This is a genomic window from Variovorax sp. UMC13, from assembly GCF_014170375.1.
Lineage (GTDB): Bacteria > Pseudomonadota > Gammaproteobacteria > Burkholderiales > Burkholderiaceae_C > Variovorax.
The window spans coordinates 160,104-184,603 of sequence record NZ_LZZW01000003.1 but is presented as its reverse complement, the minus strand read 5'-3'; the positions used below and the strand labels follow the sequence as shown (position 1 = coordinate 184,603).

Annotated in this window: 20 protein-coding genes and 1 pseudogene; 18 read left to right on the top strand and 3 right to left on the bottom strand. The window is 69.1% G+C overall.

Annotated features, from left to right (window positions below; translation table 11 throughout):
• The first annotated feature begins 19 nt into the window (after positions 1 to 19).
• From A9977_RS01645 to A9977_RS01620, 6 genes are all read left to right on the top strand, one after another.
• Complete coding sequence (locus A9977_RS01645) at positions 20 to 814, top strand: alpha/beta fold hydrolase (protein WP_183023119.1); 795 nt, start codon at positions 20 to 22, stop codon at positions 812 to 814.
• Positions 811 to 1,989 (top strand): ABC transporter substrate-binding protein, encoded by a 1,179-nt coding sequence (locus A9977_RS01640; RefSeq protein WP_183023118.1) that lies wholly within the window; start codon positions 811 to 813, stop codon positions 1,987 to 1,989. The genes A9977_RS01645 and A9977_RS01640 overlap by 4 nt, the downstream gene beginning before the upstream one ends.
• A 142-nt stretch (positions 1,990 to 2,131) precedes the next feature.
• Entirely contained in the window at positions 2,132 to 3,004 is an 873-nt protein-coding gene (locus A9977_RS01635) for a branched-chain amino acid ABC transporter permease (protein ID WP_183023117.1), read from the top strand.
• 1 nt (position 3,005) lies between these two features.
• Positions 3,006 to 3,971, top strand: coding sequence for a branched-chain amino acid ABC transporter permease (locus A9977_RS01630; RefSeq protein WP_183023116.1), 966 nt, complete (start codon positions 3,006 to 3,008; stop codon positions 3,969 to 3,971).
• Positions 3,968 to 4,729 carry an ABC transporter ATP-binding protein gene (locus A9977_RS01625; RefSeq protein WP_183023115.1) on the top strand — a complete coding sequence of 254 codons (762 nt, stop codon included), beginning with the start codon at positions 3,968 to 3,970 and terminating at the stop codon, positions 4,727 to 4,729. Before A9977_RS01630 ends, A9977_RS01625 begins: the two co-directional genes overlap by 4 nt.
• Position 4,730: 1 nt before the next feature.
• Complete coding sequence (locus tag A9977_RS01620; protein ID WP_183023114.1) at positions 4,731 to 5,432, top strand: ABC transporter ATP-binding protein; 702 nt, start codon at positions 4,731 to 4,733, stop codon at positions 5,430 to 5,432.
• 23 nt (positions 5,433 to 5,455) lie between these two features.
• Here the strand turns inward: A9977_RS01620 and A9977_RS01615 are convergent, their stop codons facing one another.
• Positions 5,456 to 6,166 carry a Crp/Fnr family transcriptional regulator gene (locus tag A9977_RS01615; RefSeq protein WP_183023113.1) on the bottom strand — a complete coding sequence of 237 codons (711 nt, stop codon included), beginning with the start codon at positions 6,164 to 6,166 and terminating at the stop codon, positions 5,456 to 5,458.
• Positions 6,167 to 6,346: 180 nt separating this feature from the next.
• Between A9977_RS01615 and A9977_RS01610 the strand changes: the two genes are divergently transcribed.
• From A9977_RS01610 to A9977_RS01585, 6 genes are all read left to right on the top strand, one after another.
• Positions 6,347 to 7,291, top strand: a complete 945-nt coding sequence (locus A9977_RS01610) for a 3-hydroxyacyl-CoA dehydrogenase NAD-binding domain-containing protein (RefSeq protein WP_183023112.1) — start codon at positions 6,347 to 6,349, stop codon at positions 7,289 to 7,291.
• A gap of 40 nt (positions 7,292 to 7,331) precedes the next feature.
• The gene (locus A9977_RS01605) at positions 7,332 to 9,122 is read left to right on the top strand and encodes a feruloyl-CoA synthase (protein WP_183023111.1); all 1,791 of its coding nucleotides are present in this window, start codon (positions 7,332 to 7,334) and stop codon (positions 9,120 to 9,122) included.
• Between the two features lie 29 nt (positions 9,123 to 9,151).
• Positions 9,152 to 9,964, top strand: a complete 813-nt coding sequence (locus A9977_RS01600) for a crotonase/enoyl-CoA hydratase family protein (RefSeq protein ID WP_183023110.1) — start codon at positions 9,152 to 9,154, stop codon at positions 9,962 to 9,964.
• A gap of 135 nt (positions 9,965 to 10,099) precedes the next feature.
• Positions 10,100 to 11,014 carry a 3-keto-5-aminohexanoate cleavage protein gene (locus tag A9977_RS01595; protein WP_183023109.1) on the top strand — a complete coding sequence of 305 codons (915 nt, stop codon included), beginning with the start codon at positions 10,100 to 10,102 and terminating at the stop codon, positions 11,012 to 11,014.
• 37 nt (positions 11,015 to 11,051) lie between these two features.
• Entirely contained in the window at positions 11,052 to 12,260 is a 1,209-nt protein-coding gene (locus A9977_RS01590; RefSeq protein WP_183023108.1) for an ABC transporter substrate-binding protein, read from the top strand.
• A gap of 56 nt (positions 12,261 to 12,316) precedes the next feature.
• The gene (locus A9977_RS01585; protein ID WP_183023107.1) at positions 12,317 to 12,580 is read left to right on the top strand and encodes a DUF1272 domain-containing protein; all 264 of its coding nucleotides are present in this window, start codon (positions 12,317 to 12,319) and stop codon (positions 12,578 to 12,580) included.
• Here A9977_RS01585 and A9977_RS01580 read toward each other — a convergent pair.
• Positions 12,564 to 13,418, bottom strand: coding sequence for an SDR family oxidoreductase (locus A9977_RS01580; RefSeq protein ID WP_183023106.1), 855 nt, complete (start codon positions 13,416 to 13,418; stop codon positions 12,564 to 12,566). The two genes, A9977_RS01585 and A9977_RS01580, sit on opposite strands and share 17 nt — an antisense overlap.
• Before the next feature lie 93 nt (positions 13,419 to 13,511).
• On the opposite strand from A9977_RS01580, the gene A9977_RS01575 reads away from it, so the two are divergent.
• Positions 13,512 to 14,435, top strand: a complete 924-nt coding sequence (locus tag A9977_RS01575) for a LysR family transcriptional regulator (RefSeq protein ID WP_183023105.1) — start codon at positions 13,512 to 13,514, stop codon at positions 14,433 to 14,435.
• Between the two features lie 31 nt (positions 14,436 to 14,466).
• Positions 14,467 to 14,643: pseudogene (locus tag A9977_RS01570) on the top strand (arsenical resistance protein ArsH); the annotation flags it as partial.
• An 8-nt stretch (positions 14,644 to 14,651) separates the two neighbouring features.
• On the opposite strand, the gene A9977_RS01565 reads toward A9977_RS01570, so the two are convergent.
• Entirely contained in the window at positions 14,652 to 15,740 is a 1,089-nt protein-coding gene (locus tag A9977_RS01565; protein ID WP_183023104.1) for a PA0069 family radical SAM protein, read from the bottom strand.
• A gap of 155 nt (positions 15,741 to 15,895) precedes the next feature.
• Here A9977_RS01565 and A9977_RS01560 point away from each other — a divergent pair, with 155 nt between their 5' ends.
• From A9977_RS01560 to treS, 4 genes are all read left to right on the top strand, one after another.
• Positions 15,896 to 16,882: a DUF3829 domain-containing protein gene (locus tag A9977_RS01560; RefSeq protein WP_183023103.1), complete on the top strand. Its 987-nt coding sequence runs from the start codon at positions 15,896 to 15,898 to the stop codon at positions 16,880 to 16,882.
• 182 nt (positions 16,883 to 17,064) lie between these two features.
• Positions 17,065 to 18,957, top strand: coding sequence for a 1,4-alpha-glucan branching protein GlgB (gene glgB / locus A9977_RS01555; RefSeq protein ID WP_183023102.1), 1,893 nt, complete (start codon positions 17,065 to 17,067; stop codon positions 18,955 to 18,957).
• A 97-nt stretch (positions 18,958 to 19,054) separates the two neighbouring features.
• Entirely contained in the window at positions 19,055 to 21,100 is a 2,046-nt protein-coding gene (locus tag A9977_RS01550) for an alpha-1,4-glucan--maltose-1-phosphate maltosyltransferase (RefSeq protein WP_183023351.1), read from the top strand.
• Positions 21,101 to 21,131: 31 nt separating this feature from the next.
• Positions 21,132 to 24,476, top strand: coding sequence for a maltose alpha-D-glucosyltransferase (gene treS / locus A9977_RS01545; RefSeq protein ID WP_259651756.1), 3,345 nt, complete (start codon positions 21,132 to 21,134; stop codon positions 24,474 to 24,476).
• Positions 24,477 to 24,500 lie beyond the last annotated feature (24 nt).

Below are 24,500 nucleotides of genomic sequence, written 5' to 3'. Positions count from 1 at the left end.
GGGGGAAGGAGCAAGACGCATGAGCACGACCTTCGCCACCATCGACTGGCGCGGCCGCGCCGTGCGCATCGAGTGCGAGTGGATCGCGCCCGAGCGCGGCGACGCCCCGCTGGTCGTCTTCCTGCACGAGGGCCTGGGCTCGGTCGCGATGTGGAAGGACTTCCCGGCGCAGCTGTGCGCGGCCGGCGGTTTTCGCGGCCTGGTGTTCTCGCGCCCAGGCTACGGCCGCTCGACCCCGCGCGACGCCGACGAGACCTGGGATGTCGATTTCATGCACCGCCAGGCGCACGAGGTGCTGCCGCCGCTGTTCGATGCGCTGGGCATCGCCGAGGCGCCCTGGCTCTTCGGCCACAGCGACGGCGGCTCGATCGCGCTGCTGCATGCCGCGCGCTTTGCCGACAAGATCGCGGGCCTGGTGGTGCTCGCGCCGCACATCTTCGTGGAAGACAAGACCGTCGCGAACATCGAGCTCGCGCGCAGCGCCTACCTGGACACCGACCTGCCGCAGAAGCTCGGCCGCTACCACGACGACCCGGACTCGGCCTTCTGGGGCTGGAACCGGATCTGGCTGCACCCGCCCTTCCGCCACTGGAACATCGAAGCCGAACTCGAGGGCATCCGCTGCCCGGTCCTCGCCATCCAGGGCGAGGACGACGCGTACGGCACCCTGCAACAGATCCGCGGCATCGCATCGCGGGTCCCCCCCACGCAACTGCTCGAGCTGCCGGACTGCGGGCATTCCCCGCACCGGGACCAGCCGCAGGCCGTGATCGACGCCACCGTTTCGTTCATCCACAACAGGAGACATCCATGAGCCACACCCCCACGCGCCGCACCGCGGCCGCCCTCGCGGCCTTCGCGCTGGCCTGCATCGCCACCGCCGGCCATGCCCAGCCGGCCAAACTCAAGGTCGGCCTGATGCTGCCCTACAGCGGCACCTACACCGCGCTGGGCGTGGCGATCGAGAACGGCTTCAAGCTGCGCGTCGAGGAACAGGGCGGCAAGCTCGGCGGCCGCGAGATCGAGTACGTGAAGGTCGACGACGAATCCGATCCGGCCAAGGCCACCGACAACGTGAACAAGCTGATCAAGCGCGACAACGTCGACGTGATCGTGGGCACCGTGCACTCCGGCGTCGCGATGGCCATGGCCAAGGCCGCCAAGGAAAGCGGCACCGTGCTGCTGGTGCCCAACGCCGGCGCCGACGCCGTGACCGGCCCGATGTGCGCGCCCAACATCTTCCGCAGTTCCTTCTCCAACTGGCAGCCCGCCTACGCCATGGGCGAGGTCGCGGCCAAGCAGGAGAAAAAGAAGAAGGCCATCACCATCACCTGGAAGTACGCGGCCGGCGACGAGTCGGTCAACGGCTTCAAGGAAGGCTTCGAGAAATCCGGCGGCCAGGTGGTGAAGCAGCTCACCGTGCCCTTCCCCAACGTGGAGTTCCAGGCGCTGCTGACCGAGATCGCGGCGGCCAAGCCCGATGCGGTGTACGCCTTCTTCGCGGGTGGCGGCGCGGTCAAGTTCGTCAAGGACTACGCGGCCGCGGGCCTGAACAAGACCATCCCGCTCTACGGCCCTGGCTTCCTGACCGACGGCACGCTCGACGCGCAAGGCGACACCGCGCAAGGCATGCTGACCACGCTGCACTACGCCGACGGCCTGAACACGCCGCGCGACAACAGCTTCCGCACCGCCTACGCCAAGGCCTTCAAGCTGCAGCCCGACGTGTACGCGGTGCAGGGCTACGACGCCGCGCAGATGCTGGCGATCGGCCTCGACGCCGTGAAGGGCGACATCTCGAAGAAGGCCGAGTTCTCGGCCGCCATCGAGCGCGCCAGGATCGACAGCCCGCGCGGCAGCTTCTCGGTGAGCAAGTCGCACAACCCGGTGCAGGACATCTACCTGCGCAAGGTCGACGGCAAGGAGAACAAGATGGTGAGCATCGCCGTGAAGGGCCTGGCCGACCCGGCGCGCGGCTGCAGGATGTAGCCCACCCCCGTCCCTCGCTCACCTCGTGTAGCTCGACTCCCCCCTCGAGGGGGCGACACCTGCGGACCGGCCAAGCCGGATCCGCGGTGTCTCCCGCATCGCATCTCCTTCTCAACGAACGCGTCCAGAGAGAACCTCCAACGTGGACATCGGCACCTTCCTCGTCCAATGCCTGAACTCGGTTCAGTACGGACTGCTGCTCTTTCTCGTGGCCTCGGGGCTGACGCTGATCTTCGGGATCATGGGCGTCATCAACCTGGCGCACGGCAGCTTCTACATGCTGGGCGCCTACATGGCCTTCGCGCTGTCGCCGCTGTTCGGCGATCAGTTCATCGTGATGCTGCTGGCGGGCGTGGTGCTCGCGGCCGTCTTCGGCTACCTGCTCGAATGGGCCTTCTTCAGTTACCTCTACCAGCGCGACCACCTGCAGCAGGTGCTGATGACCTACGGGCTGATCCTGGTGTTCGAGGAGCTGCGTTCGATCCTGGTGGGCAACGACGTGCACGGCGTCAAGGCCCCGCCCTGGCTCGAAGGCAGCTTCGCGCTGGGTGAGCTGATGAGCTACCCCTGGTACCGGCTGTTCGCCTCCGCGGCCTGCATCGTGCTCGCGCTCGGCCTGTACCTGGTGGTCCACCGCACGCGGCTGGGCATGATGATCCGCGCCGGCGCCAGCAACCGCGACATGGTGCGCGGCCTGGGCATCGACATCCGCCGGCTCTACCGCATCGTGTTCGCGGCCGGCGTGGCGCTGGCCGCGCTGGCCGGCATGATCGCCGCGCCGATGTCCTCGGTCTACCCGAACATGGGCGCCAGCGTGCTGATCGTCTGCTTCGTGGTGGTGGTGATCGGCGGCATCGGCTCGATCACCGGCGCGCTGGTGGCCTCGCTGCTGGTGGGCTTCGTCGACACCTTCGGCAAGGTCTTCTTCGCCGAACTCAGCGGCATGGGCATCTACGTGCTGATGGCGATCATCCTCATCTGGCGCCCCGAAGGTCTCATGGGAAAAAGGCACTGACATGAAGAAGCTTTCCCACTGGATTCCCCTGCTCTGCGCGCTGGCCCTGGCCGCGCTCGGCCCCACGCTGAGTCCCTACATCTCGGACCTGATCGTCAAGGTCATGATCCTGTCGATCTTCGCGCTGAGCCTCGAGCTGCTGGTCGGCATGACCGGGCTGGTGAGCCTGGGCCACGCGGCCTTCTACGGCATCGGCGCCTATGCGACGGTGCTGGGCTCGGGGGCCGAGGGCGGCTCGATCGCCTGGCTGCTGCCGCTCGCGATGGGCAGCGCCGCGCTGTACGCGCTGGCGGTGGGCGCGCTGAGCCTGCGCACCCGTGGCGTCTACTTCATCATGGTCACGCTGGCCTTCGCGCAGATGGCCTACTTCGTGTTCCACGACACCAAGGTCGGCGGCGGCAGCGATGGCATCTACCTGTACGTGCGGCCCGCGCTGGGCGCGATCGACATGGAGAACCGCCGGGTGCAGTTCTACCTGGTGCTGGCGGCGCTGGTCGGCACCTACGGCCTGCTGGCGCTGATCCGCCGCTCGCGCTTCGGCGCCGCCCTGGCCGGCATCCGCGTCAACGAGCAGCGCATGCGCGCGGCCGGCTTCGCGGTCTACGGCTACAAGCTCGCGGCCTTCGTGATCGCGGGCGCGCTGGCCGGCCTGGCCGGCTTCCTGGTCGCCGCGCGCGACGGCGTGGTCAACCCCGAACTCATGGCCTGGCACAACTCGGGCGAGGTGCTGCTGATGATCATCCTGGGCGGCCTCGGCCACTTGCGCGGCGCGGTGATCGGCGCCGTCGCCTTCACGCTGCTCAAGGAGGTGCTGGGCACGCATGCGCTGGTCGGCCCGCTGGCCGACCACTGGCAGCTCACGCTGGGCATCGCGATCATCGTGTTCGTGGCGCTGCTGCCCAAGGGCCTGATCGGGCTCGCGGCGCGGATCTCGCCCACGCCCGCGGCCAAGGCGGTGACGCCATGAGCACGCCCCTGCTGTCCGTCCAGAGCCTGACCCGCCGCTTCGGCGGCCTGGTGGCGGTGAACGCGGTCACGCTCGATTTGCGCCGCGGCGAGGTCCATGCGGTGATCGGCACCAACGGCGCCGGCAAGTCGACGCTGATCAACATGCTCTCGGGCGAAATCGAGGCCTCCGACGGCCGCATCGCGCTCGAAGGCGTCGACATCACGGCGCGCGCCCAGTCGCGGCGCGCACGCGACGGCGTGGGCCGAAGCTACCAGCGCACCACGATCTTTCCCGAGTTCACGGTGCACGAGAACTGCCGCCTGGCCGCGCAGGCCGCCACGCCGCGGCCCTGGGCGATCTGGCAGTCGGCGCGCGCCTGCGCCGCCAGCAACGCCGCGGCCGTCGAGGCGCTGCGCGCCGCCGGCCTCGAGGCCGAGGCGCACCGCATCGCCGGCACCCTGAGCCACGGCGCCAAGCGCCAGCTCGAGGTCGCGATGTGCCTCGCGACCCGCCCGCGCGTGCTGCTGCTCGACGAGCCGCTGGCGGGCATGGGCGCGGAGGAATCCGAACGCATGCTGGCCCTGCTCACGCGGCTCAAGGCCGCGCACGCGATCCTGCTGGTGGAACACGACATGGACGCGGTCTTCCGCATCGCCGACCGCATCACCGTGATGGTCAACGGCAGCGTGATCGCGACCGGCGAACCGGCCGCCATCCGCAACGACCCGGGCGTGCGCGAGGCCTACCTGGGCGACGAACACGGCGAGGGCCACTGAGATGCTGCAGATCGAAGCCATCCACACCTACTACGGCGACAGCCACATCCTGCGCGGCGTCGACGCGACCCAGGCCGCGGCCACCTCGCTCGGCCTTCTGGGGCGCAACGGCATGGGCAAGACCACGCTGATCCGCACGTTGATGGGCTATGTGCGCCCGGCCTCCGGCCGCGTGCTGCTCGACGGCCGCGACGTGAGCGGCTGGGCGCCCGAGAAGATCGCGCGCCTGGGCATCGGCTACGTGCCCGAGGGCCGCGGCATCTTCCCCAACCTGTCGGTGCGCGAGAACCTGCTGATGAGCGCGCGCGCCGGCATCGACGGCCGGCGCGAATGGACTTTCGAACGCGTGATGGCGACCTTCCCGCGCCTGACCGAGCGGCTCTCGCACGGCGGCCAGCAGCTGTCGGGCGGCGAGCAGCAGATGCTCTCGATCGGCCGCGCGCTCATGACCAACCCGCGGCTGCTGATCCTCGACGAGGCGACCGAGGGACTGGCGCCGCTGATCGTGGCCGAGATCTGGCGCGTGATCGCCGACATCCGCGGCACCGGCATCGCCACGCTGATCGTCGACCGCGACTGGCGCAAGGTATTGGCCCACACCGAGCGAGCGATCGTGATGGAGAAGGGCCGCATCGTGCTCGCGGCGGAATCGGCGGCGGTGGCGGCCGAGCCCGCGGCGCTGGCGACCTGGCTGGGCGTCTGAAGCGTCGGCTCGCGCCGGTGGCGCTACTCGACGGCGCTCAGCGTGGTGAGCCGGTCGATGTCGAGGATGGTGATGCCGCCGTACTCGGTGCGCACCACCCCCATCGCCTTGAACTGGCTCAGCGCCTGGTTGCAGCGCTGGCGCGACAGGCCCACGAGGTTGGCCAGTTCCTCCTGCGAGATCTGCAGGTGCAGGTCGCCGCCGGGGTTCAGCCAGGGGTGCACCAGCCCGGTCAGCGCGCGCGCCACCTGGGCCTCGACGCCCAGCACCCGGTGCGCCGCGAAATCGCCCATGAACCAGTGCAGGCGCTCGTTGATCTGGTTGGTGAGGAAGCGGCCGAAGGCCGGCTGCGTCTCGTACAACCACTCGAAGGTGTTCTTGGGCAGCAGGGCCACGCGGCTGTGGCGCAGCGCGATGATGTCGGCCTGCACCGGCTTGCCGCGCAGCAGGCTGCCCTCGCCGAACCAGCTGCCGACCGTGAGCCCGCCCAGCGTGACCGAGCGGCCCGCGCGCGTGCCGGTGGACCACTTCATCACCCCCTCCATCACGCCGTTCCACCAGAGCGCGGTCTCGCCATGGCGGATCAGCGCATCGCCAGCCACCACCGTGCGCTCGACCATGTCGGCCAGCACCTGCTCCCGCGCGGCCGGCGTCAACAGCGCGAACCACGCCGATTCGGCCAGCAACTGCTGCAGGGTGATGCCGGCCGCGCGCGGCGCTGTCTTGAAGCTCATGGGATGGGTGGATGCATGCGTTGGCGCCGGGGCCGGGCCTGAGGTTTTCCCAGGTGCGGATTGTCGTTCAGACGACTGTGACTTCACCCGGCCCATCGAACAATTCGATGCGGAAAGACCCCCGTGCGAGCACCGCCTGCGCGCTCGCCTTTGCCCTTCATCGACCGCCCCTTTCACACCATGACCTCTCCCTCCATCCAGCGCGTCGCCATCGTTGCCACCGGCGTCATCGGCGCCAGCTGGGCCGCCCACTTCCTGGCCCACGGGCTGGACGTGGTGGCCACCGATCCCGCGCCCGATGCCGAGGCGCGGCTGCGCGCGAGCGTGGCGCGGCACTGGCCCACGCTCGAACGGCTGGGCCTCGCGCCGGGCGCGTCGATGGACCGGCTGCGATTCCACGCCGAACTCGACACCGCCTTGCAAGGCGTCGACTTCGTGCAGGAGAACGGGCCCGAGCGGCGCGATTTCAAGGCCGATCTGTTCCAGCGCATGGACGCGCTGCTGCCGCCCGAGGTGATCCTGGCCTCGAGCTCCTCGGGCCTCTCGACCACCGACATCCAGTCCGCCTGCCGGCACCCCGGGCGCGTGGTGCTGGGCCACCCCTTCAACCCGCCGCACCTGATCCCGCTGGTCGAGGTGATCGGCGGCGAGCGCACCTCAGCGCGCACCATCGAGCGCGCGATGCAGTTCTACGCATCGGTCGGCAAACGGCCCATCCACGGCCGCAAGGAGATCCAGGGCCACATCGCCAACCGGCTGCAGGCCGCGCTCTGGCGCGAGGCCTTCCACCTGGTCGAACAGGGCGTGGCCACGGTCGAGGACATCGACACCGCCATCGCCTTCGGCCCCGGCCTGCGCTGGGGCGTGTTCGGCCCCTTCATGAACCTGCACTTCTCCGGCGGCGCGGGCGGCATCGCGCATGTGCTGGACCACCTGGGCGGCCCGATCGAGGCCTGGTGGCAGGACCTGGGCACGCCCGCGATAACGGCCGAGCTCAAGGCGCGGGTCGTGCAGGGCGTGGCCGACGCGCTCGAGGGACAGAGCCTCGCCACGCTCGAGGCCCGGCGCGACGAGCTGCTGATCGGGCTGATCCAGGCCAGGGCCGCGGCCGACCCACGCCCCTGACTGCTGCCGCCCGCACACGCCCCACAAGAAAGGACCCGACATGGCCGCCCTCTACGACAACCCCGCCCTCGTGGCACCGGCGCGCACGCTGTGCCGCGAAGAAGCCGACGGCAGCCTGGTGCTGAGTTCCCCCGAAGCGCTGGGCGCCTACGACCGCTGCATCGGCGACTGGCTCGAGCGCTGGTCCGCCGAGACGCCCGACACGCTGGCCTTCGCCGAACGCGATGCCGGCGGCGCATGGCGCCGCGTGCGCTGGGGCGAACTGCGGCGCCACGTCGGCGCGATCGCGCAGCGCCTGCTCGACTTGCAACTGCAGCGCGACCGGCCGGTGCTGGTGCTCTCCGACAACTCGATCGACCACGCCATGCTGATGCTGGCCGCGCTGCATGTCGGCCTGCCCTTCTGCCCGGTCTCCAGCGCCTACTGCCGGCTGACCAAGGACCCCACGAAGATCCGCGGCATCGTCCAGACGCTGCAGCCCTCGCTGGTCTATGCCGCGAATGCCCAAACCTATGGTGCGGCCATCGCCGCCTGCGCCGGCGATGCGGTGAAGGTGCTGAGCGAAGGCGCCGAGGACGTGCCCGGCGCACTGCATTTCGGCAGCTTCCTCGACACCGCCGAGACGCCGGCCGTCGGGGCCGCCTTCAAGGCCCTGCGCGGCGAGGACGTGGCCAAGCTGCTGCTGACCTCCGGCTCGACCGGCCAGCCCAAGGTGGTGGTCAACACGCACCGCATGCTGTGCGCCAACCAGCAGGCCTTGGCGCAGACCTGGCGCTTCCTCGCGACGCACAAGCCCGTGCTGCTCGACTGGCTGCCCTGGAGCCACACCTTCGGCGGCAACCACAACCTCAACCTGGTGCTGCGGCACGGCGGCACGCTCCACATCGACGAGGGGCGCCCCGCCCCCGGGCTGATCGAGAAGACCATGCGCAACCTGCGCGAGGTGCGGCCCAACCTGCATTTCAACGTGCCGCGCGGACTGGACATGCTGCTGCCCTTCCTCGAGGCCGACCTCGATCTCGCACGCGAGGTGCTGTCGCCGCTGCAGCTGGTCTTCTACGCCGCGGCCGCCCTGCCCCCGAGCACCTGGCAGCGGCTCGAGGCACTGGCCGCCCGCGTGCGCGACGAGCCGCTGTGGCTCACCACCTCCTGGGGCTCGACCGAGACCTCGCCGCTGGTCACCAGCGCGCACTTCCGGCTCGACGGCGCGGGCTGCATCGGCATCCCCCTGCCCGGCCTGGAGCTCAAGCTGGTGCGCAACGGCGAGAAGCAGGAGATGCGCGTGCGCGGCGTCTCGGTGTTTGCCGGCTATCGCAACGCGCCCGAGCTCACGGCCGCCGCCTTCGACGACGAAGGCTTCTACCGGATCGGCGATGCGGGCTACCTGGTCGACCCCGCCGACCCGGCACGCGGCGTGATCTTCGACGGCCGCGTGGCCGAGGACTTCAAGCTCTCGAGCGGCACCTGGGTCTCGGTCGGACCGCTGCGCCTGCAGCTGGTCACGGCCCTGTCGCCCTACGCGGCCGATGCAGTGATCGCGGGCCACGACCGCGACGAGATCGGCGCGCTGGTCTTCCCCACGGCGGCCGCGCTGGCGGCCGGCCCGGCCGTGGTCGCGCAGAAGGTGCGCGAGGCGCTGGCCGCTTTCCAGCGCAGTGGCGCGGGTTCGTCGCAGATGCCGCGCCGCATCCTGTGGATGACCGAGCCGCTCGATGCCGACGCCGGCGAGATCACCGACAAGGGCTACGTGAACCAGCGCGCGGTGCTGGCACGGCGCGCCGACGAAGTGGCCCGGCTCTATGCGGGCGATGCCGACGTCATCCGGATCTGAGAACACACATCCCACAAAGCACCTCCTTCATGCACGACGATTTCTCCCCCCTGCCCGGCCCCTGCAGCCAGCTGCGCTTCCTCCAGGTCACGCGCTCGGAGGCACTGGTGCACCTGCGCCTGCACCGGCCCGACAAGCGCAACGCGATCAGCGACGCCTTCCTGGCCGAACTCCAGATCGCGTTCTCGGCCCTGCCCCCGGACTGCCGCGCCGTGGTGCTGAGCGGCGCCGGCGAGCATTTCTGCGCCGGCCTGGACCTGTCGGAGGTGATGGAGCGCAGCGTCGCCGACGGCGTGCTGCATTCGCGCGCCTGGCACCAGGCCTTCGAGCAGATCCAGTACGGCCGCGTGCCGGTGGTCGCGGCCCTGCATGGCGCGGTGATCGGCGGCGGGCTCGAGCTCGCGGCCACGGCGCACCTGCGCGTGGCCGATCGCAGCACCTTCTACGGCCTGCCCGAAGGCCAGCGCGGCATCTTCGTGGGCGGCGGCGGCTCGGTGCGCCTGCCGCGGCTCGCGGGCTTCAGCCTCATGACCGACATGATGCTCACCGGCCGCGTGCTCGACGCGGCCGAGGGCCAGGCCGCGGGCCTCAGCAACTACCTGGTCGAACCCGGCAAGGCGGTCGACCGGGCGATCGAACTGGCGCGCAAGGTCGCCAGCAATGCGCCGCTGTCCAACTTCGCGATCCTGCAGGCGCTGCCGCGCATCGCCGACATGAGCCGCTCCGACGGCCTGTTCGTCGAGGCCCTGATGTCGGCCGTGGCGCAGGGCGACGACGAGGCCAAGGCGCGCGTGCGGGCCTTCCTCGAGAAGCGCGCGGGCAAGGTCGGCCGCGAAGCCTGAGCGTGGCCTCGGCCGCGTAAACCCTGAGGTGAATTGTCGTTGCGACGACTGACCTGCGGGACCCGGGATCGAACAATCGACGCACGCCACGCGGAACACCTCTTCATCGTTTCTCCCCACGCCAGAGCCCATCCCATGTCCAAACGCAAAGTCATCCTGACCATCGCCCCGACCGGCGGCATGGCCCACAAGTCGCAGAACCCGCACCTGCCGACGCAGCCGCGGGAGATTGCCGACGACACGGTCCGCTGCTGGAACGCGGGCGCCAGCGTGGTCGCGATCCATGCGCGCCGGCCCGACGACGGCGCCACCTGCAACCCCGACATCTACCGCGACATCAACACCCGCATCCGTGCGCGCAGCGACATCGTGATCAACAACTCCACCGGCGGCGGCGTGCACGGCGACATGGTGCATCCGCTGGCGGGCGACCGCTGGGAGATCCTCTGGGAAGAACGCCTCAAGGGAATGGAGGCCGGCGCCGAGATGTGTACCCTCGACGCCACCACGCTCAACCTGAGCTTCGAGGGCAAGGAGATCCTGATGGACACCTCGCTCGCGCGCGGCCGCGCCCTCGCCGCGGGCATGAAGGCGCGCGGCATCAAGCCCGAGTGGGAGGTCTTCAGTCCCACCCACATCCTGCAGGACACCACCACGCTGATCCACGAAGGGCTGGACGACGCGCCGCACTTCGTGAACCTGGTGATGAACGTGCACCGCAACTTCCAGAACGCGATGCCCTACTCGCCGCGCTTCCTCCAGATGATGGTCGACACGCTGCCCAGGAACAGCATCTTCTGCGTGAGCGGCATCGGTCCCTCGCAGCTCGAGGCCAACGTGGCTTCGTTGCTGCTCGGCGGCCATGCGCGCGTGGGGCTGGAAGACAACCTCTACTTCCGCCAGGGCGAGCTCGCGACCAACGTGCAGCTCACCGAACGCATCGTGCGGATCATCCGCGAGATGGACATGGAGCCCGCCACGCCCGCCGAGGCGCGCGAAATGATGGGCCTGCCGCGCGCGGGTGCCGTGCGTCCCGCCTTCGCCCTCTGAGCCCCCGATTCCCACCCAGAAGACAAGAGAGACACCCATGAAGAAAACCCGCATCGCCTGCGCGCTCGCCTGGATGATGGCCTCGGCCGCCGGGGCCCATGCCCAGGTCTCCGACGACGTGATCCGCATCGGCTTCATCAGCGACATGTCCGGCATCTACCGCGACTACGACGGCCCCGCGGGCGCGGACGCGATCCGCATGGCGATCGCCGACATGGGCGGTGCGATCGACGGCAAGAAGATCGAGCTGCTGACGATGGACCACCAAAACAAGCCCGACATCGCCGCGGCCAAGGCGCGCGAGTGGTTCGACGTGAACAGGCTCGACATGCTGATCGGCGGCGTGAACTCCGGCGCGGCGATCGCGATGGCCGGCGTGGCGGCGGACAAGAAGAAGCCCTACTTCGTCGTCGGCTCGGGTGCCTCCAGCCTGACCAACGAGTTCTGCTCGCCCTACACCATCCAGTACGCCTACGACACCGTGGCCATGGCGCGCGGCACGGCCAATGCCGTGGTCAAGGGCGGCGGCCAGTCCTGGTTCTTCGTCGCCGCCGACTATGCCTTCGGCGCCTCGCTGCAGAACGACGCCACCAAGGTGATCCTGGCCAACGGCGGCACGGTCGCGGGCTCGGTCAAGCACCCGCTGGGCGCGAGCGACTTCTCTTCCTTCATGCTGCAGGCGCAGAGCTCCAAGGCCCAGGTGCTGGCCTTGGCCAACGCGGGCGGCGACACGGTCAACGCGCTCAAGTCGGCGGCCGAGTTCGGCATCGGCAGGAACATGAAGCTCGCCGGCATGATCATCACGATCAACGACGTGCATGCGCTGGGCCTGAAGACCGCGCAGAACATGTTCCTCACCGACAGCTGGTACTGGAACCAGAGCACCGAATCGCGGCAGTGGGCACGGCGCTTCTTCGACAAGCAGAAGCGCATGCCCTCCTCCTTCCAGGCCGGCAACTACTCGGCCACGCTGCAGTACCTGAAGACGGTCAAGGCCGCGGGCACCGACGACGGCGACAAGGTCATGGCCCAGCTGCGCAAGGCGAAGTTCGACGACATGTTCGTCAAGGGCGGCTGGCTGCGCGGCGACGGCCTGATGGTGCACGACATGCACCTGCTGCAAGTGAAGACGCCCGCCGAATCGAAGGAGCCCTGGGACTACTACAAGGTCGTCGAATCGATCAAGGGCGAAGTGCCCTGGACCACCAAGGCCGAATCGCGCTGCGCACGCTGGAAGGCCGGCTGAGGCGCCGCGCCGTCTCGTTTAAGCTCGAAGGCACCGCTTTCCGAGGTCTTCTTTCCATGCTCCAAATGCGCCCAGGTTGCGAATGCTGCGACCGCGACCTGCCCGCCGAATCGGCGGACGCCCGGATCTGCTCCTTCGAGTGCACCTTCTGCAGCGACTGCGCGGAACGCCGCCTCGCCGGCGCCTGCCCCAACTGCGGCGGCGAACTGATCCGCCGCCCGCGCCGGCCGGCGGCCAAGCTGGCGAAGTCGCCGGCCTCGACCGAGCGGGTGTTCAAGCCCGCGAGCTGCGCGCCCGCGGTGATCAGGCCGTCGGCGTGAAGGTGGCGCGCATCAGCGCGATGTAGTCGTCCTCCGAGGTCTCGCGCCGCGCGCGCACCAGCGGCGCGATGTCTTCGGTCGCCACGTAGCGCAGCCGGTCCGTGCCGTCACTGGCGGCTTCGTAGATCACGCCGGCCACGTCTTCCGAGGTGGCCAGCCGGGCCGAGCGCAGGTTCGCGAACACCTTCTGCGCGCCCGCAACGAAACCGTCGTAGTCGGCCGGTGCAGCCAGCGCCTGCGAGGCCTCGGCCGCAGCGCGGGCGCCGAAGCCGGTGCTGACCACGCCGCCCGGCTCGACAAGCTTCACCACGATGTACTGCGACTGGAGTTCGTAGGCCAGCGATTCCGAGAAGCCTTCGAGCGCGAACTTGCTGGCCGTGTAGAGCGAGATCATCGGCAGCCCGAACACGCCTGCCCCCGAGCTCACGTTGACGATCACGCCCGAACGCCGGGCGCGGAAGTGCGGCAGCAGCGCGCGGGTCACGTCCATCACGCCGAACACGTTCACGTCGAACTGCGCCTGGATGCTTTCCCTGGAGGCCGACTCGAACAGGCCGAACAGCCCGAAGCCCGCGTTGTTGACCAGCGCATCGATGCGGCCGAAGCGCGCGATGCCGCCCGCGATGGCCTCGTCGATGCTGGCGCGGTCCTGCACGTCGAGCCGCGTGACCCACACGTTGTCGAGGGCCGCGAGTTCGGCGCCGGCGGCGGGCGTGCGCATGGTGGCGACGACGTTCCAGCCGTGCAGCGCGAAGAGCCGGGTGGCCGACTCGCCGAAGCCGGTCGAGGCACCGGTGATGAGGACGGTCTTGCGGCCGTTGGCGGAAGCGGATGTCATGTGATTTCCTTTCGAAGAGCAGCGAAGATAGGCCGCACCGATCGATGAAACAATCGGCCCAATGACGCATGACGTCATGCAGGAAATCGCACAATGCAAAAGACCGGATTGGCCGAACTCAACGCCGTGGTCGCGGTATCGACGCACCGCAGCTTCCGCCGGGCCGCGGCCGAACTCGGCCTGTCGCCCTCGGCGCTGAGCCACGCGATCGCGGCGCTGGAGCAGCGCATGGGCGTACGGCTGTTCAACCGCACCACGCGCAGCGTGGCCCTCTCCGCCGCGGGCGAGCAGTTCCTGGCGCGCGTGCAGCCGGCGCTGCGCGAGATCTCGGCCGCCATGGCCGCGGCCAACGAACTGCGTGACACACCCGCGGGCACGCTGCGCCTCAATGCCTCGGAAGCCGCGGCCTCGATGATCCTCGCGCCCGTGGTGCTGGAGTTCCTGCGCCGCCATCCGGCCATGGAAGTGGACATCGTGACCGAGGGCCGGTTGGTCGACATCGTGGGCCAGGGCTTCGACGCCGGCATCCGCATCGCCGAGAGCGTGCCCGAGGACATGATCGCCGTGCCCTGCACGCCGCCCGTGCGCTTCGCCGTGGTCGGCTCACCCGCCTATTTCGCGACGCGCAGCAAGCCGCGCACGCCCCAGGACCTGGCCGGGCACGTGTGCGTGCGCACGCGTTTTCCCAGCGGCCCGCTCTACAAGTGGGACTTCGAGAAGCGCGGCCAGCGCGTGTCGGTCGACGTGGCCGGGCCCTTGACGCTCGACGACCATCACCTGATGGTCGAGGCCGCGCTGGGCGGCGCGGGCCTGGTCTGGACCAGCGAGTACGCGGTGGCGCCGCATGTCGCGGCCGGCCGACTGGTACGCGTGCTGGACGACTGGTCGCCACCGATCCCCGGCCTGTGCGTCTACTACCCCGGCCACCGCCACGTGCCGGCGGGCCTGCGCGCCTTCCTCGAGGTGGTGCGCGAGGTCGCACCCACGCTGTTCGACCGCGACGGCATGCGGCGCTGAAGGGGTCGCGCGGAAAAACCTGGAACTCGAGGCCGACGGCCGCATGAAGCCCTCGCCCTGCCACGACCGCGTGGTCGACGTGATGGAGGAGCTGCTCAAGTTCACGCGGCTCACGCGCGACTGCGCGGACGACCTGGTCGACCGCTACAGCGAACGGCGCGAGGGCGCGGCGGCGCTGTCGCAGCGCGTGAACCTGCGCAGCATCTGATCCTTTTTTCAGAACAGGCTGCCCTGCCCCGCCGCGCCCGGCGGCCGGAAGGCGCCCAGGTCCAGCGGGATGCGCTGGCGGTTGAAGCCGATGCGATTCGTCGCTTTCTCGAAGCGCTGGCGGATCAGGTCGGCCCACAGGCCGCTGCCCTTCATGCGGGTGGCGAAGTCGGCGTCGTAGTCCTTGCCGCCGCGCATCTCGCGGATGCGCGCCATCACGCGCGCCGCGCGGTCGGGGTAGTGCAGCTCCAGCCACTGCTTGAACAGCGGCGCCACCTCCCAGGGCAGCCGCACCACCGTGTAGAAGGCGCAACGCGCGCCCGCCTCCCAGGCGGCCTCGAGCACCTTCTCCATGTCGTCGGTGATGAAGGGGATCTGCGGCGCCACGCTCACACCCACGGGCACGCCGGCCTCGGCCAGGGTGCGGATGGTGCGCAGCCGCCGCTGCGGCGAGGCGGCGCGCGGCTCCAGCTTGCGGGCCAGCGCGCCGTCGAGCGTGGTGACGGTCACGTAGACCGCGGCCAGGTGCTGGGCCGCCATCGGCGCGATCAGGTCCAGGTCGTGCTCGACCGCGCTGGACTTGGTGACCAGGCCGAAGGGGTGGCGGGTTTCCTGCAGCACCTCGATCACCGCGCGGGTCAGGCGCAGCTCGCGCTCGATCGGCTGGTAGCAGTCGGTCGCGGTGCCGATCGCGATCTGACTGGGCCGGTAGCCTTTGCGGCCCAGTTCGGCGCGCAGCACCTCGGCCACGTTGCGCTTGGCGATCAGCTTGGTCTCGAAGTCCAGGCCGGGCGAGAGGTTGAGGTAGCTGTGGGTGGGCCGCGCGAAGCAGTAGATGCAGCCGTGCTCGCAGCCGCGGTAGGGGTTGAGCGAGCGGTCGAAGGGGATGTCGGGCGAATCGTTCTCGCTGAGCACCGACTTCACGTCCTCGAAGCGCACCTCGGTCTGCAGCGGCAGCAGTGCATCGGCCGCGGTCTCGTCGAGCGTGCCCCAACCGTCGTCGTAGGCGTCGCGCACGTCGCGCTCGAAGCGGTGGGCCAGGCGGCTTGCCGCGCCGCGGCCCTTGAGGGCATGCAGGGGGATGAAGGCGTCGGACATGATGAATACTGTATTTTCATACAGTATCGTCATTCGACGGCCCCAGGTAAAGCCCGCGTCACCTCGCTTTACATCTGCGGTCCTGTCCTGCAAGGCGGGGCCCACTGATGCATTAAGTTACCAAGCCTTCTCCCTACCTCTTTGGACATACAACAATGCACAGCAAGACAAAGACCCGCACGCACAGCCAGAAGCTCTGGATCGCCGCCGCCACCACCTGTGCGGTGCTCGCGCTGAGCGCCTGCGGCAAGGCCGGCGATGCCGCGTCGAGCGTGAGCGCGGCGGCTTCGGCGGTCGGGGACAAGGTCAAGTCGGCGGCCACCAACGTGGACACCGGCCAGGCGACCAGCGCCAAGCTCAACGGCTACACGCAGGGCTACAACAAGCTGATCGGCACCTTCGGCCTGCCCGAGACCCACGAGCGCTACCTCAAGCTCAACATCCCCAAGCGCAAGGCCACCGAGAACCTCTCGATCAGCGCCGGCTGGGTCGACATCTCGCTCGAGCAACTGAAAAAGGCCCGCGCACTCCCCGCCTCCGAGCTCGGCGCGCTGGACCAGAGCGCCGACGCGCTGATCGGCGATCTCGGCAAGCTCGTGACCCAGCTCAAGGCGCTCGAGGTCTACTACAGTTCCAAGGCCTACCAGGAGGACGACCTGGCCAAGGGCAAGGCGCAGGATGCCGAGGTGCGCACCGCCTTCGACAAGAGCACCGCCAGCATGAAGAGCTTCAGCGCCGTGCTGGGCACCGAGGAGAAGAAGCGCAGCGCCGCCATGCTGGCCAAGCTCAAATCGTCGGGCGACATGCTGGGCTACAACACCAAGCTGGGCCTGCAGCAGGCCGAGGAGGTGGTGTCGCTGTTCGACAGCGAATCCGACATCCGCGACCCGGCCAAGTACCAGGCCGCCGATGCGATCGTGGCCTCGCTCGACAAGACCCTGGCCGAACAGCGCGAGCTCTATGCCGCGGCCAAGGACAAGGAGCCCCGCCCCGATTCGGCGCACGAGAGCACCGGCTCGTCGCTGGTGTCCTTCATCGGCACCTACCGCACGATGAAGCAGGCCAAGACCGCCAAGTCCTTCAACGACATGGTCAAGAAGTACAACGACGCGGTGACCAGCGCCAACCGACTGCGCGGCTGAGGCCCAGCGCGGGTCCGCGCCCGCGGTTTTGACAATGGCATGAAAGGTGCAACATAGCTCCTGTCCGACAAGGCAAAGGGCGCTCGGCGGCCCAATCCGGGTCGGGCATACGGTTCAATGAACGTTGTCGCAAGGGCGCCGCCGGAATTCGCCGGACCCGCCCGCGCAGGAGGATTCCACCCGTGCACACCCCATCCCCACGCCTGAGCGAGCAGGACGTCTGGCTATTCCGTGAAGGCACGCATGCAGAGATGCACCGTGCCATGGGTTGCCAGCTGCAGCCCGAGGGCGGCGCGACCTTCGCGGTCTGGGCGCCCAACGCGCGCGGCGTGTCCGTGGTGGCCGACTGGAACGGCTGGAACGACACCGCGCTGCGGCTCGCGCCACGCCCCGACGGCAGCGGCATCTGGGAAGGCTTCTCGCCCGACGCGGTGCAAGGCGCGGTCTACAAGTACCGCGTGTTCGACCGCCACGGCCATTCGGTCGACAAGGCCGACCCCTTCGCCTTCTATGCCGAGCATCCGCCGGCCACCGGCTCGCGCGTCTGGTCGCTCGACGACTACGCATGGAACGACGCCGACTGGATGCAGCAGCGCGGCACGAAAAATGCGCTCGATGCACCGATGTCGGTCTACGAACTGCACCCCGGCTCCTGGCAGCGCCAGGGCGGCGAGATGCTGGGCTGGCGCGAGCTCGCCGAGCGCCTGGCGGCCTATGTGGTGGACATGGGCTTCACCCACGTCGAGCTGATGCCCGTGACCGAGCACCCCTTCTACGGATCCTGGGGCTACCAGACCACCGGCTACTTCGCGCCCACGGCGCGCTACGGCACGCCGCAGGACTTCATGGCCTTCGTCGATCACCTGCACAGCCGCGGCATCGGCGTGCTGCTCGATTGGGTGCCCTCGCACTTCCCGACCGATGCGCACGGGCTCTCGGTGTTCGACGGCACCCACCTGTTCGAACACGAAGACCCGCGCCAGGGCTTCCACCCCGAGTGGAACTCGAGCATCTTCAACTACGGCCGCAACGAGGTGCGCAGCTTCCTGATCTCCTCGGCGCTGTTCTGGCTCGATCGCTACCACCTCGACGGCCTGCGCGTCGACGCCGTGGCCTCGATGCTCTACCTCGACTACGCTCGCCAGCCCGGCGAGTGGATACCCAACAAGGATGGCGGCCGCGAGAACCTCGAGGCGGTCGCGTTCCTGCGCGACCTCAACCGCGCCGTCTACCGCGCGCATCCCGACACCGTCTCGGTGGCCGAGGAATCGACCGCCTGGCCCAACGTCTCGCGGCCCACCGACATGGGCGGCCTGGGCTTCGGCATGAAGTGGAACATGGGCTGGATGCACGACACCCTGGCCTACTTCGCCAAGGACCCGGTGCACCGCCGGCACCACCATCACCAGCTGACCTTCTCGCTGGTCTATGCCTTCAACGAGAATTTCGTGCTGCCGCTCTCGCACGACGAGGTGGTGCACGGCAAGGGCTCGCTGATCAACAAGATGCCCGGCGACAGCTGGCAGCAGTTCGCCAACCTGCGCGCGCTGTTCGGCCTGATGTGGGCGCACCCGGGCAAGAAGCTGCTGTTCATGGGCGGCGAGTTCGGCCAGCGCCGCGAGTGGACGCACGACGGCGAACTCGAATGGTGGGTCGCGGGCACCGAAGGCCACGGCGGCCTGCAGCATTTCGTGCGCGAGCTCAACCGCGTCTACAAGGCCGAGCCCGCGCTCTACGAGCTCGACTTCTCGCCCGAGGGCTTCGAGTGGGTCGAGGCCGACGATGCACAGCGCAGCGTGTTCGCCTTCCTGCGCAAGTCCAGGGACGGCGCGCCGGTGCTGGTGCTGTGCAACCTCACGCCGCTGCCGCGCACCAACTACACGGTGGGCGTGCCGCTGGCCGGCGAATGGCAGGAGCTGCTCAACAGCGACGCCCGCGACTACGGCGGCGCAGGCTGGGGCAACCTGGGCGGTGCCCGGACCTCGCCCCTGCCCGCGCACGGCCGCCACCAGTCGCTCAACCTCACGCTGCCGCCCCTGTCCACCCTGATCCTCAAGCACGTGCCCCATGCCTAAGAGTTCCCAGCCCCCCAAGACCCCGAAGTCCCTCCAACCCGCCGCCGCACCGGCCGCGCCCACCGCGGCCGACACCGCCATCCCGGCCGCGCCGCCGATGCCGCAGACCCAGGTCGCGGCTCTGCTGTCGTTGCCGCACGGCATGCCCAAGGAGGGCCGGGTGCGCGCCGTGGTCGACGCGGTGCTGCCGTCCGTCGATGGTGGCCGCTTCGCCGTCAAGCGCATCGCGGGCGAGGCCTTCGAGGTCACGGCCCACTGCTTCACCGACGGCCACGACGTGCTGCGGGTGCTGCTGCAGTGGTGGCGCGAAGGCGAGACCACGGTGCACGAGACGCCGATGACGCTGAGCAACAACGACGTCTGGCATGGCGGCTTCGTGCCGCCGGTGCCGGGGCGCTACGTCTACACGGTGCTGGCCTGGGTCGACGGCTTCGCATCCTGGCACCATGAACTGACGCGGCGCGTGGACGAGGCCGACATCCGCATCGCGGCGCAGGTCGGCGCGTTAGAGATCGCGGCGGCGGGCGCACGCGCGACCGGCGAGGACGCGCAGGCGCTGGCCCGCGCCGCTGCCGAACTGGCCAAGGCCGCGACCGACCGCGCCATCGACGGCCCGCGCCTCAAGGCGCTCGCGCTCGACCCGGCGCTCGAGACGCTGGCCGGCAAATACCCCGACCGCCGCTTCGAGGCCCGCTACGGCGCCGAGCTGTCGCTGGTGGTGGACCGCGAGCGGGCCCGCTTTAGCAGCTGGTACGAACTGTTCCCGCGCTCGGCCGGTACCGAACTGGGCCAGCACGGCACCTTCGCCGATGTCGAGGCCCGGCTGCCCGCGATCGCGCGCATGGGCTTCGACGTGCTGTATTTCCCGCCGATCCATCCGATCGGCCGGATCGATCGCAAGGGCAAGAACAACGCGCTGGTGACCGAGCCCGACGACGTCGGCAGCCCCTGGGCCATCGGCTCGGAGGAAGGCGGCCACAAGCACATCCTGCCCGCACTCGGCACGCCCGAGGACTTCCGCCACCTGGTGGCCGAGGCCGGCAAGCACGGCCTGGAGATCGCGCTCGACATCGCCTTCCAGTGCGCGCCCGACCATCCCTACGTCAAGCAGCACCCGGGCTGGTTCCGCTGGCGGCCCGACGGTACGGTGCAGTACGCCGAGAACCCGCCGAAGAAGTACCAGGATATCTACCCCTTCAACTTCGAGTGCGACGACTGGCAGGGGCTGTGGACCGAGCTCAAGAGCGTGATCGACCACTGGATCGGCGAAGGCGTTTCGATCTTCCGCGTCGACAACCCGCACACCAAGGCCTTCCCCTTCTGGGAATGGGCGATCTCAGAGATCAAGCGCGAGCACCCCGAGGTGCTGTTCCTGGCCGAGGCCTTCACCCGGCCCAAGGTGATGCACCGGCTGGCCAAGCTGGGCTTCTCGCAGTCCTACACCTACTTCACCTGGCGCAACAGCAAGGAAGAACTCACTGCCTACTTCACCGAACTGTCGAGTTCGCCGGGCCACGAGTACTTCCGGCCCAACGCCTGGCCCAACACGCCCGACATCCTGCACGAGCAGCTGCAGAGCGGCGAGGCGCCGATGTTCCGGCTGCGGCTCACATTGGCCGCCACGCTGGCCGCCAACTACGGCATCTACGGCCCGGCCTACGAGCTGCTGGAGCACCTGCCGCGCAACCCGGGCAGCGAGGAGTACCTCGATTCCGAGAAGTACCAGCTGCGCCACTGGCGCACCGAGATGCCGCACAGCCTGGCGCCCTTCATCGGGCGGCTCAACCGCATCCGGCGCGACAACCCGGCGCTGCAGACCAACGCCACGCTGCGCTTCCTGCCGGTGGAGAACAACCAGCTGCTGGCCTATGCCAAGTCCTCGGACGACGGCAGCAACGTGGTGGTCACGGTGGTCAACCTCGACCCGCATCAGACGCAGTCGGGCTGGATCGGCCTCACGCCCGAATCGATCGGCGTGCCGGCCGGCCAGTCCTTCCAGGTGCACGACCTGCTGAGCGACCAGCGCTTCCTCTGGCAGGGCGAGTGGCACTACGTGCAGCTCGACCCGCAGCACACGCCGGCCCACGTGCTGCGCGTGCGGCGCCGCACCCGCGACGAGAACGATTTCGAGTACTTCCTTTGATCTTCCCGAAGAAGAAGCAGAAAGACGCGCCATGGCACTGAACGCACCCTCGCCCACCCTGCCCGCCCTCACGCTGGAAACGCCGGAGATCGACACCAGCCATGACCCGCAGTGGTACCGCGATGCGGTCATCTACCAGCTCAACGTCAAGGCCTTCTTCGACAGCAACAACGACGGCATGGGCGACTTCAAGGGCGTGACCGCGAAGCTCGACTATGTCAAGGAGCTGGGCGTCAACACCATCTGGCTGATGCCCTTCTATCCCTCGCCGCTGCGCGACGACGGCTACGACATCTCCGAGTACGAGAACGTGCACCCGCAGTACGGCACGATCGAGGATTTCAAGGAGATGCTCGACGCCGCCCATGCGCGCGGCCTGCGCGTGATCACCGAGCTGGTGATCAACCACACCTCGAACGAGCACCCGTGGTTCAAGGCCGCGCGGCTCGCGCCGCCCGGATCGCCCGAGCGCAACTTCTACGTCTGGAGCGACACCGACCAGATCTACCAGGGCACGCGGATCATCTTCACCGACACCGAGACCTCGAACTGGACCTGGGACCCGGTGGCCAAGCAGTATTTCTGGCACCGCTTCTTCAGCCACCAGCCCGACCTCAACTTCGACAACCCGGCGGTGATGGAGGCCATCCTCAAGACGATGCGCTTCTGGCTCGACATGGGTGTCGACGGCTTCCGGCTCGATGCCATTCCCTACCTGGTCGAGCGCGACGGCACCAGCAACGAGAACCTGCCCGAGACGCACGCGGTGATCAAGCAGCTGCGCGCCGCGATCGATGCCGAGTACACCAACCGCTTCCTGCTGGCCGAGGCCAACATGTGGCCCGAGGACGTGCGCGAGTACTTCGGCAACGGCGACGAATGCCACATGGCCTACCACTTCCCGCTGATGCCGCGCATGTACATGGCGATCGCGCAGGAAGACCGCGACCCGATCATCGAGATCCTGCAGCAGACGCCCGACATCCCGGACGGCTGCCAGTGGGCCATCTTCCTGCGCAACCACGACGAGCTCACCCTCGAGATGGTGACCAGCAAGGAGCGCGACTACATGTACCGCATGTACGCCGCCGATCCGCGCGCGCGCATCAACCTGGGCATCCGCCGACGCCTCGCGCCGCTGATGGAGAACGACAACGACCGCATCAAGCTGATGAACAGCATGCTGCTGTCGATGCCGGGCTCGCCCATCATCTACTACGGCGACGAGATCGGCATGGGCGACAACGTGTTCGTGGGCGACCGCAACGGCGTGCGCACGCCCATGCAGTGGAGCCCCGACCGCAACGCCGGCTTCTCGCGCGCCGACCCGCAGAGCCTGTACCTGCAGCCCATCATGGACGCGATGTACGGCTACGAGGCGCTCAACGTCGAGACGCAGTCGCGCGAAGCCAGCTCGCTGCTCAACTGGACCAAGCGCATGCTGGCCGTGCGCAAGACCAGCCGCGCCTTCGGCCGCGGCCAGCGCCGCTTCCTCAAGCCGGGCAACCGCAAGATCCTGGCCTACCTCAGCGAGCACGAGGACGACACCATCCTCACGGTGTTCAACCTGTCGCGCACCGCGCAGCCGGTCGAGCTCGACCTGTCGGCCTTCAAGGGCCGGGTGCCAGTCGAGATGCTGGGCAAGACGCCCTTCCCGCCGATCGGCGAGCTGCCCTACCTGCTCACGCTGCCCTCGCACGGCTTCTACTGGTTCCGGCTCTCGGCCGAGGCGCCGATGCCCAGCTGGCACCAGGAAGGCACGCCGCTGCAGGACCGCGCGGTGCTGGTGCTGTTCGACGGCTGGACCAGCTTCTTCCGCGACCGCGTGATGCCCTGGCGCATCGGCATGGCCGAGCGCATGCGGCTGCAGCTCGAGACCGAGACGCTGCCGCGCCATGTCGAGACGCAGCGCTGGTACGCCTCCAAGGGCACGGCCATCCTGCGCGCGCGGATGCGCGATCAGGCGGTGTGGGAGGTCGACGGCCGCAGCTGGATGCTGCCGCTGCTCGAGCTCGACGGCCCGGCCGAGGCCGCCACCTACTTCATGCCGCTGGCGCTGGCCTGGGAGGACAGCGAGGAGGAACGGCTCAAGGCCCTGATGGCCTGCCCGGTCGCCAAGGTGCGCCAGCAGGCCAACGTGGGCGTGATGGCCGATGCCTTCTTCGACGAGAGCTTCTGCCGTTCGCTGGTCGAGGCCATGGGCCGCGGCACCGAGCTGGCGACCGCCGGCGGCAAGCTGCGCTTCAGCCACACCGCGGCCTTCGCGAGCCTGGCCGGCGACGACGTGGCGTCGCTGCCCGTCACCGCGCCGACCGCGCAGAGCAGCAACACCGTGGTCACGCTGGGCGAGAGCCTGTTCCTCAAGGGCTACCGCCGGCTGCGCGCGGGCATCAACCCCGAGCTCGAGATGGGCCGCTTCCTGACCGAGGTGGCGAAGTACCCGAACTGCGTGCCGGTGGCCGGCGCGCTGGAATACATGGCCGACGACGGCAGCACCATGACGCTGGCGATGGTCCAGGCCTTCGTGCCCAACCAGGGCGACGGCTGGGACTACACGCTGAGCTACCTCGAGCGCTACCTCGAAGCCCTGCGCACCATGGACGCGCCGCAACCGGCCGACGTGCACGGCGGCTTCCTGTCGCTGATGCACACGCTGGGCGAGCGCACCGCCGAGCTGCACCTGGCGCTGTCGAAGCGCACCGGCAACCCGGCCTTTGACCCCGAGCCGATGAGCACCGAAGACGTGATCGGCTGGCGAGAACGCGCCGCCGAAGGCGCGGGCCGCACGCTCGACCGCCTGGCCGAGCGCCTGGCCGACCTGCCGCCCGAACTGCAGGACGAGGCCAAGCGCCTGCTGGCGCGCGCCTCGGAAGTGCGGGCCCGCGTGGCCGACTTCCCGCTCGACGGCCAGACCGGCCTCAAGACCCGCTACCACGGCGACTACCACCTGGGCCAGGTGCTGGTCTCGCGCAACGACTTCCTGATCATCGACTTCGAGGGCGAGCCCGCCCGCAGCTTCGAGGAGCGCCGCCAGCGCAGCTCGGCGCTGCGCGACGTGGCCGGCATGGTGCGTTCCTTCAACTATGCGCGCTGGTCGGCGCTGCGCCGGGTGGCGCAGAGCGCCGACGAGCTGGCGCGGCTGGAGCCCGCGGCGCGCGACTGGGAGGCCGAGACGCGCGCGGCCTTCCTCGCGGCCTACACCGCCCGCATGGCGCAGGGCGGGTCCACACAGACCGCCGAGTCGGCGGCCCGCCTGCTCGCGCTGTTCGAATTCGAGAAGGCGATGTACGAACTGCGCTACGAACTCGACAACCGCCTCGACTGGGTGCAGGTGCCGTTGCAGGGCATCCTGGCACTGGTCGAACGCAAGCATTGAACTGAAGAACATCCACGCCACGGC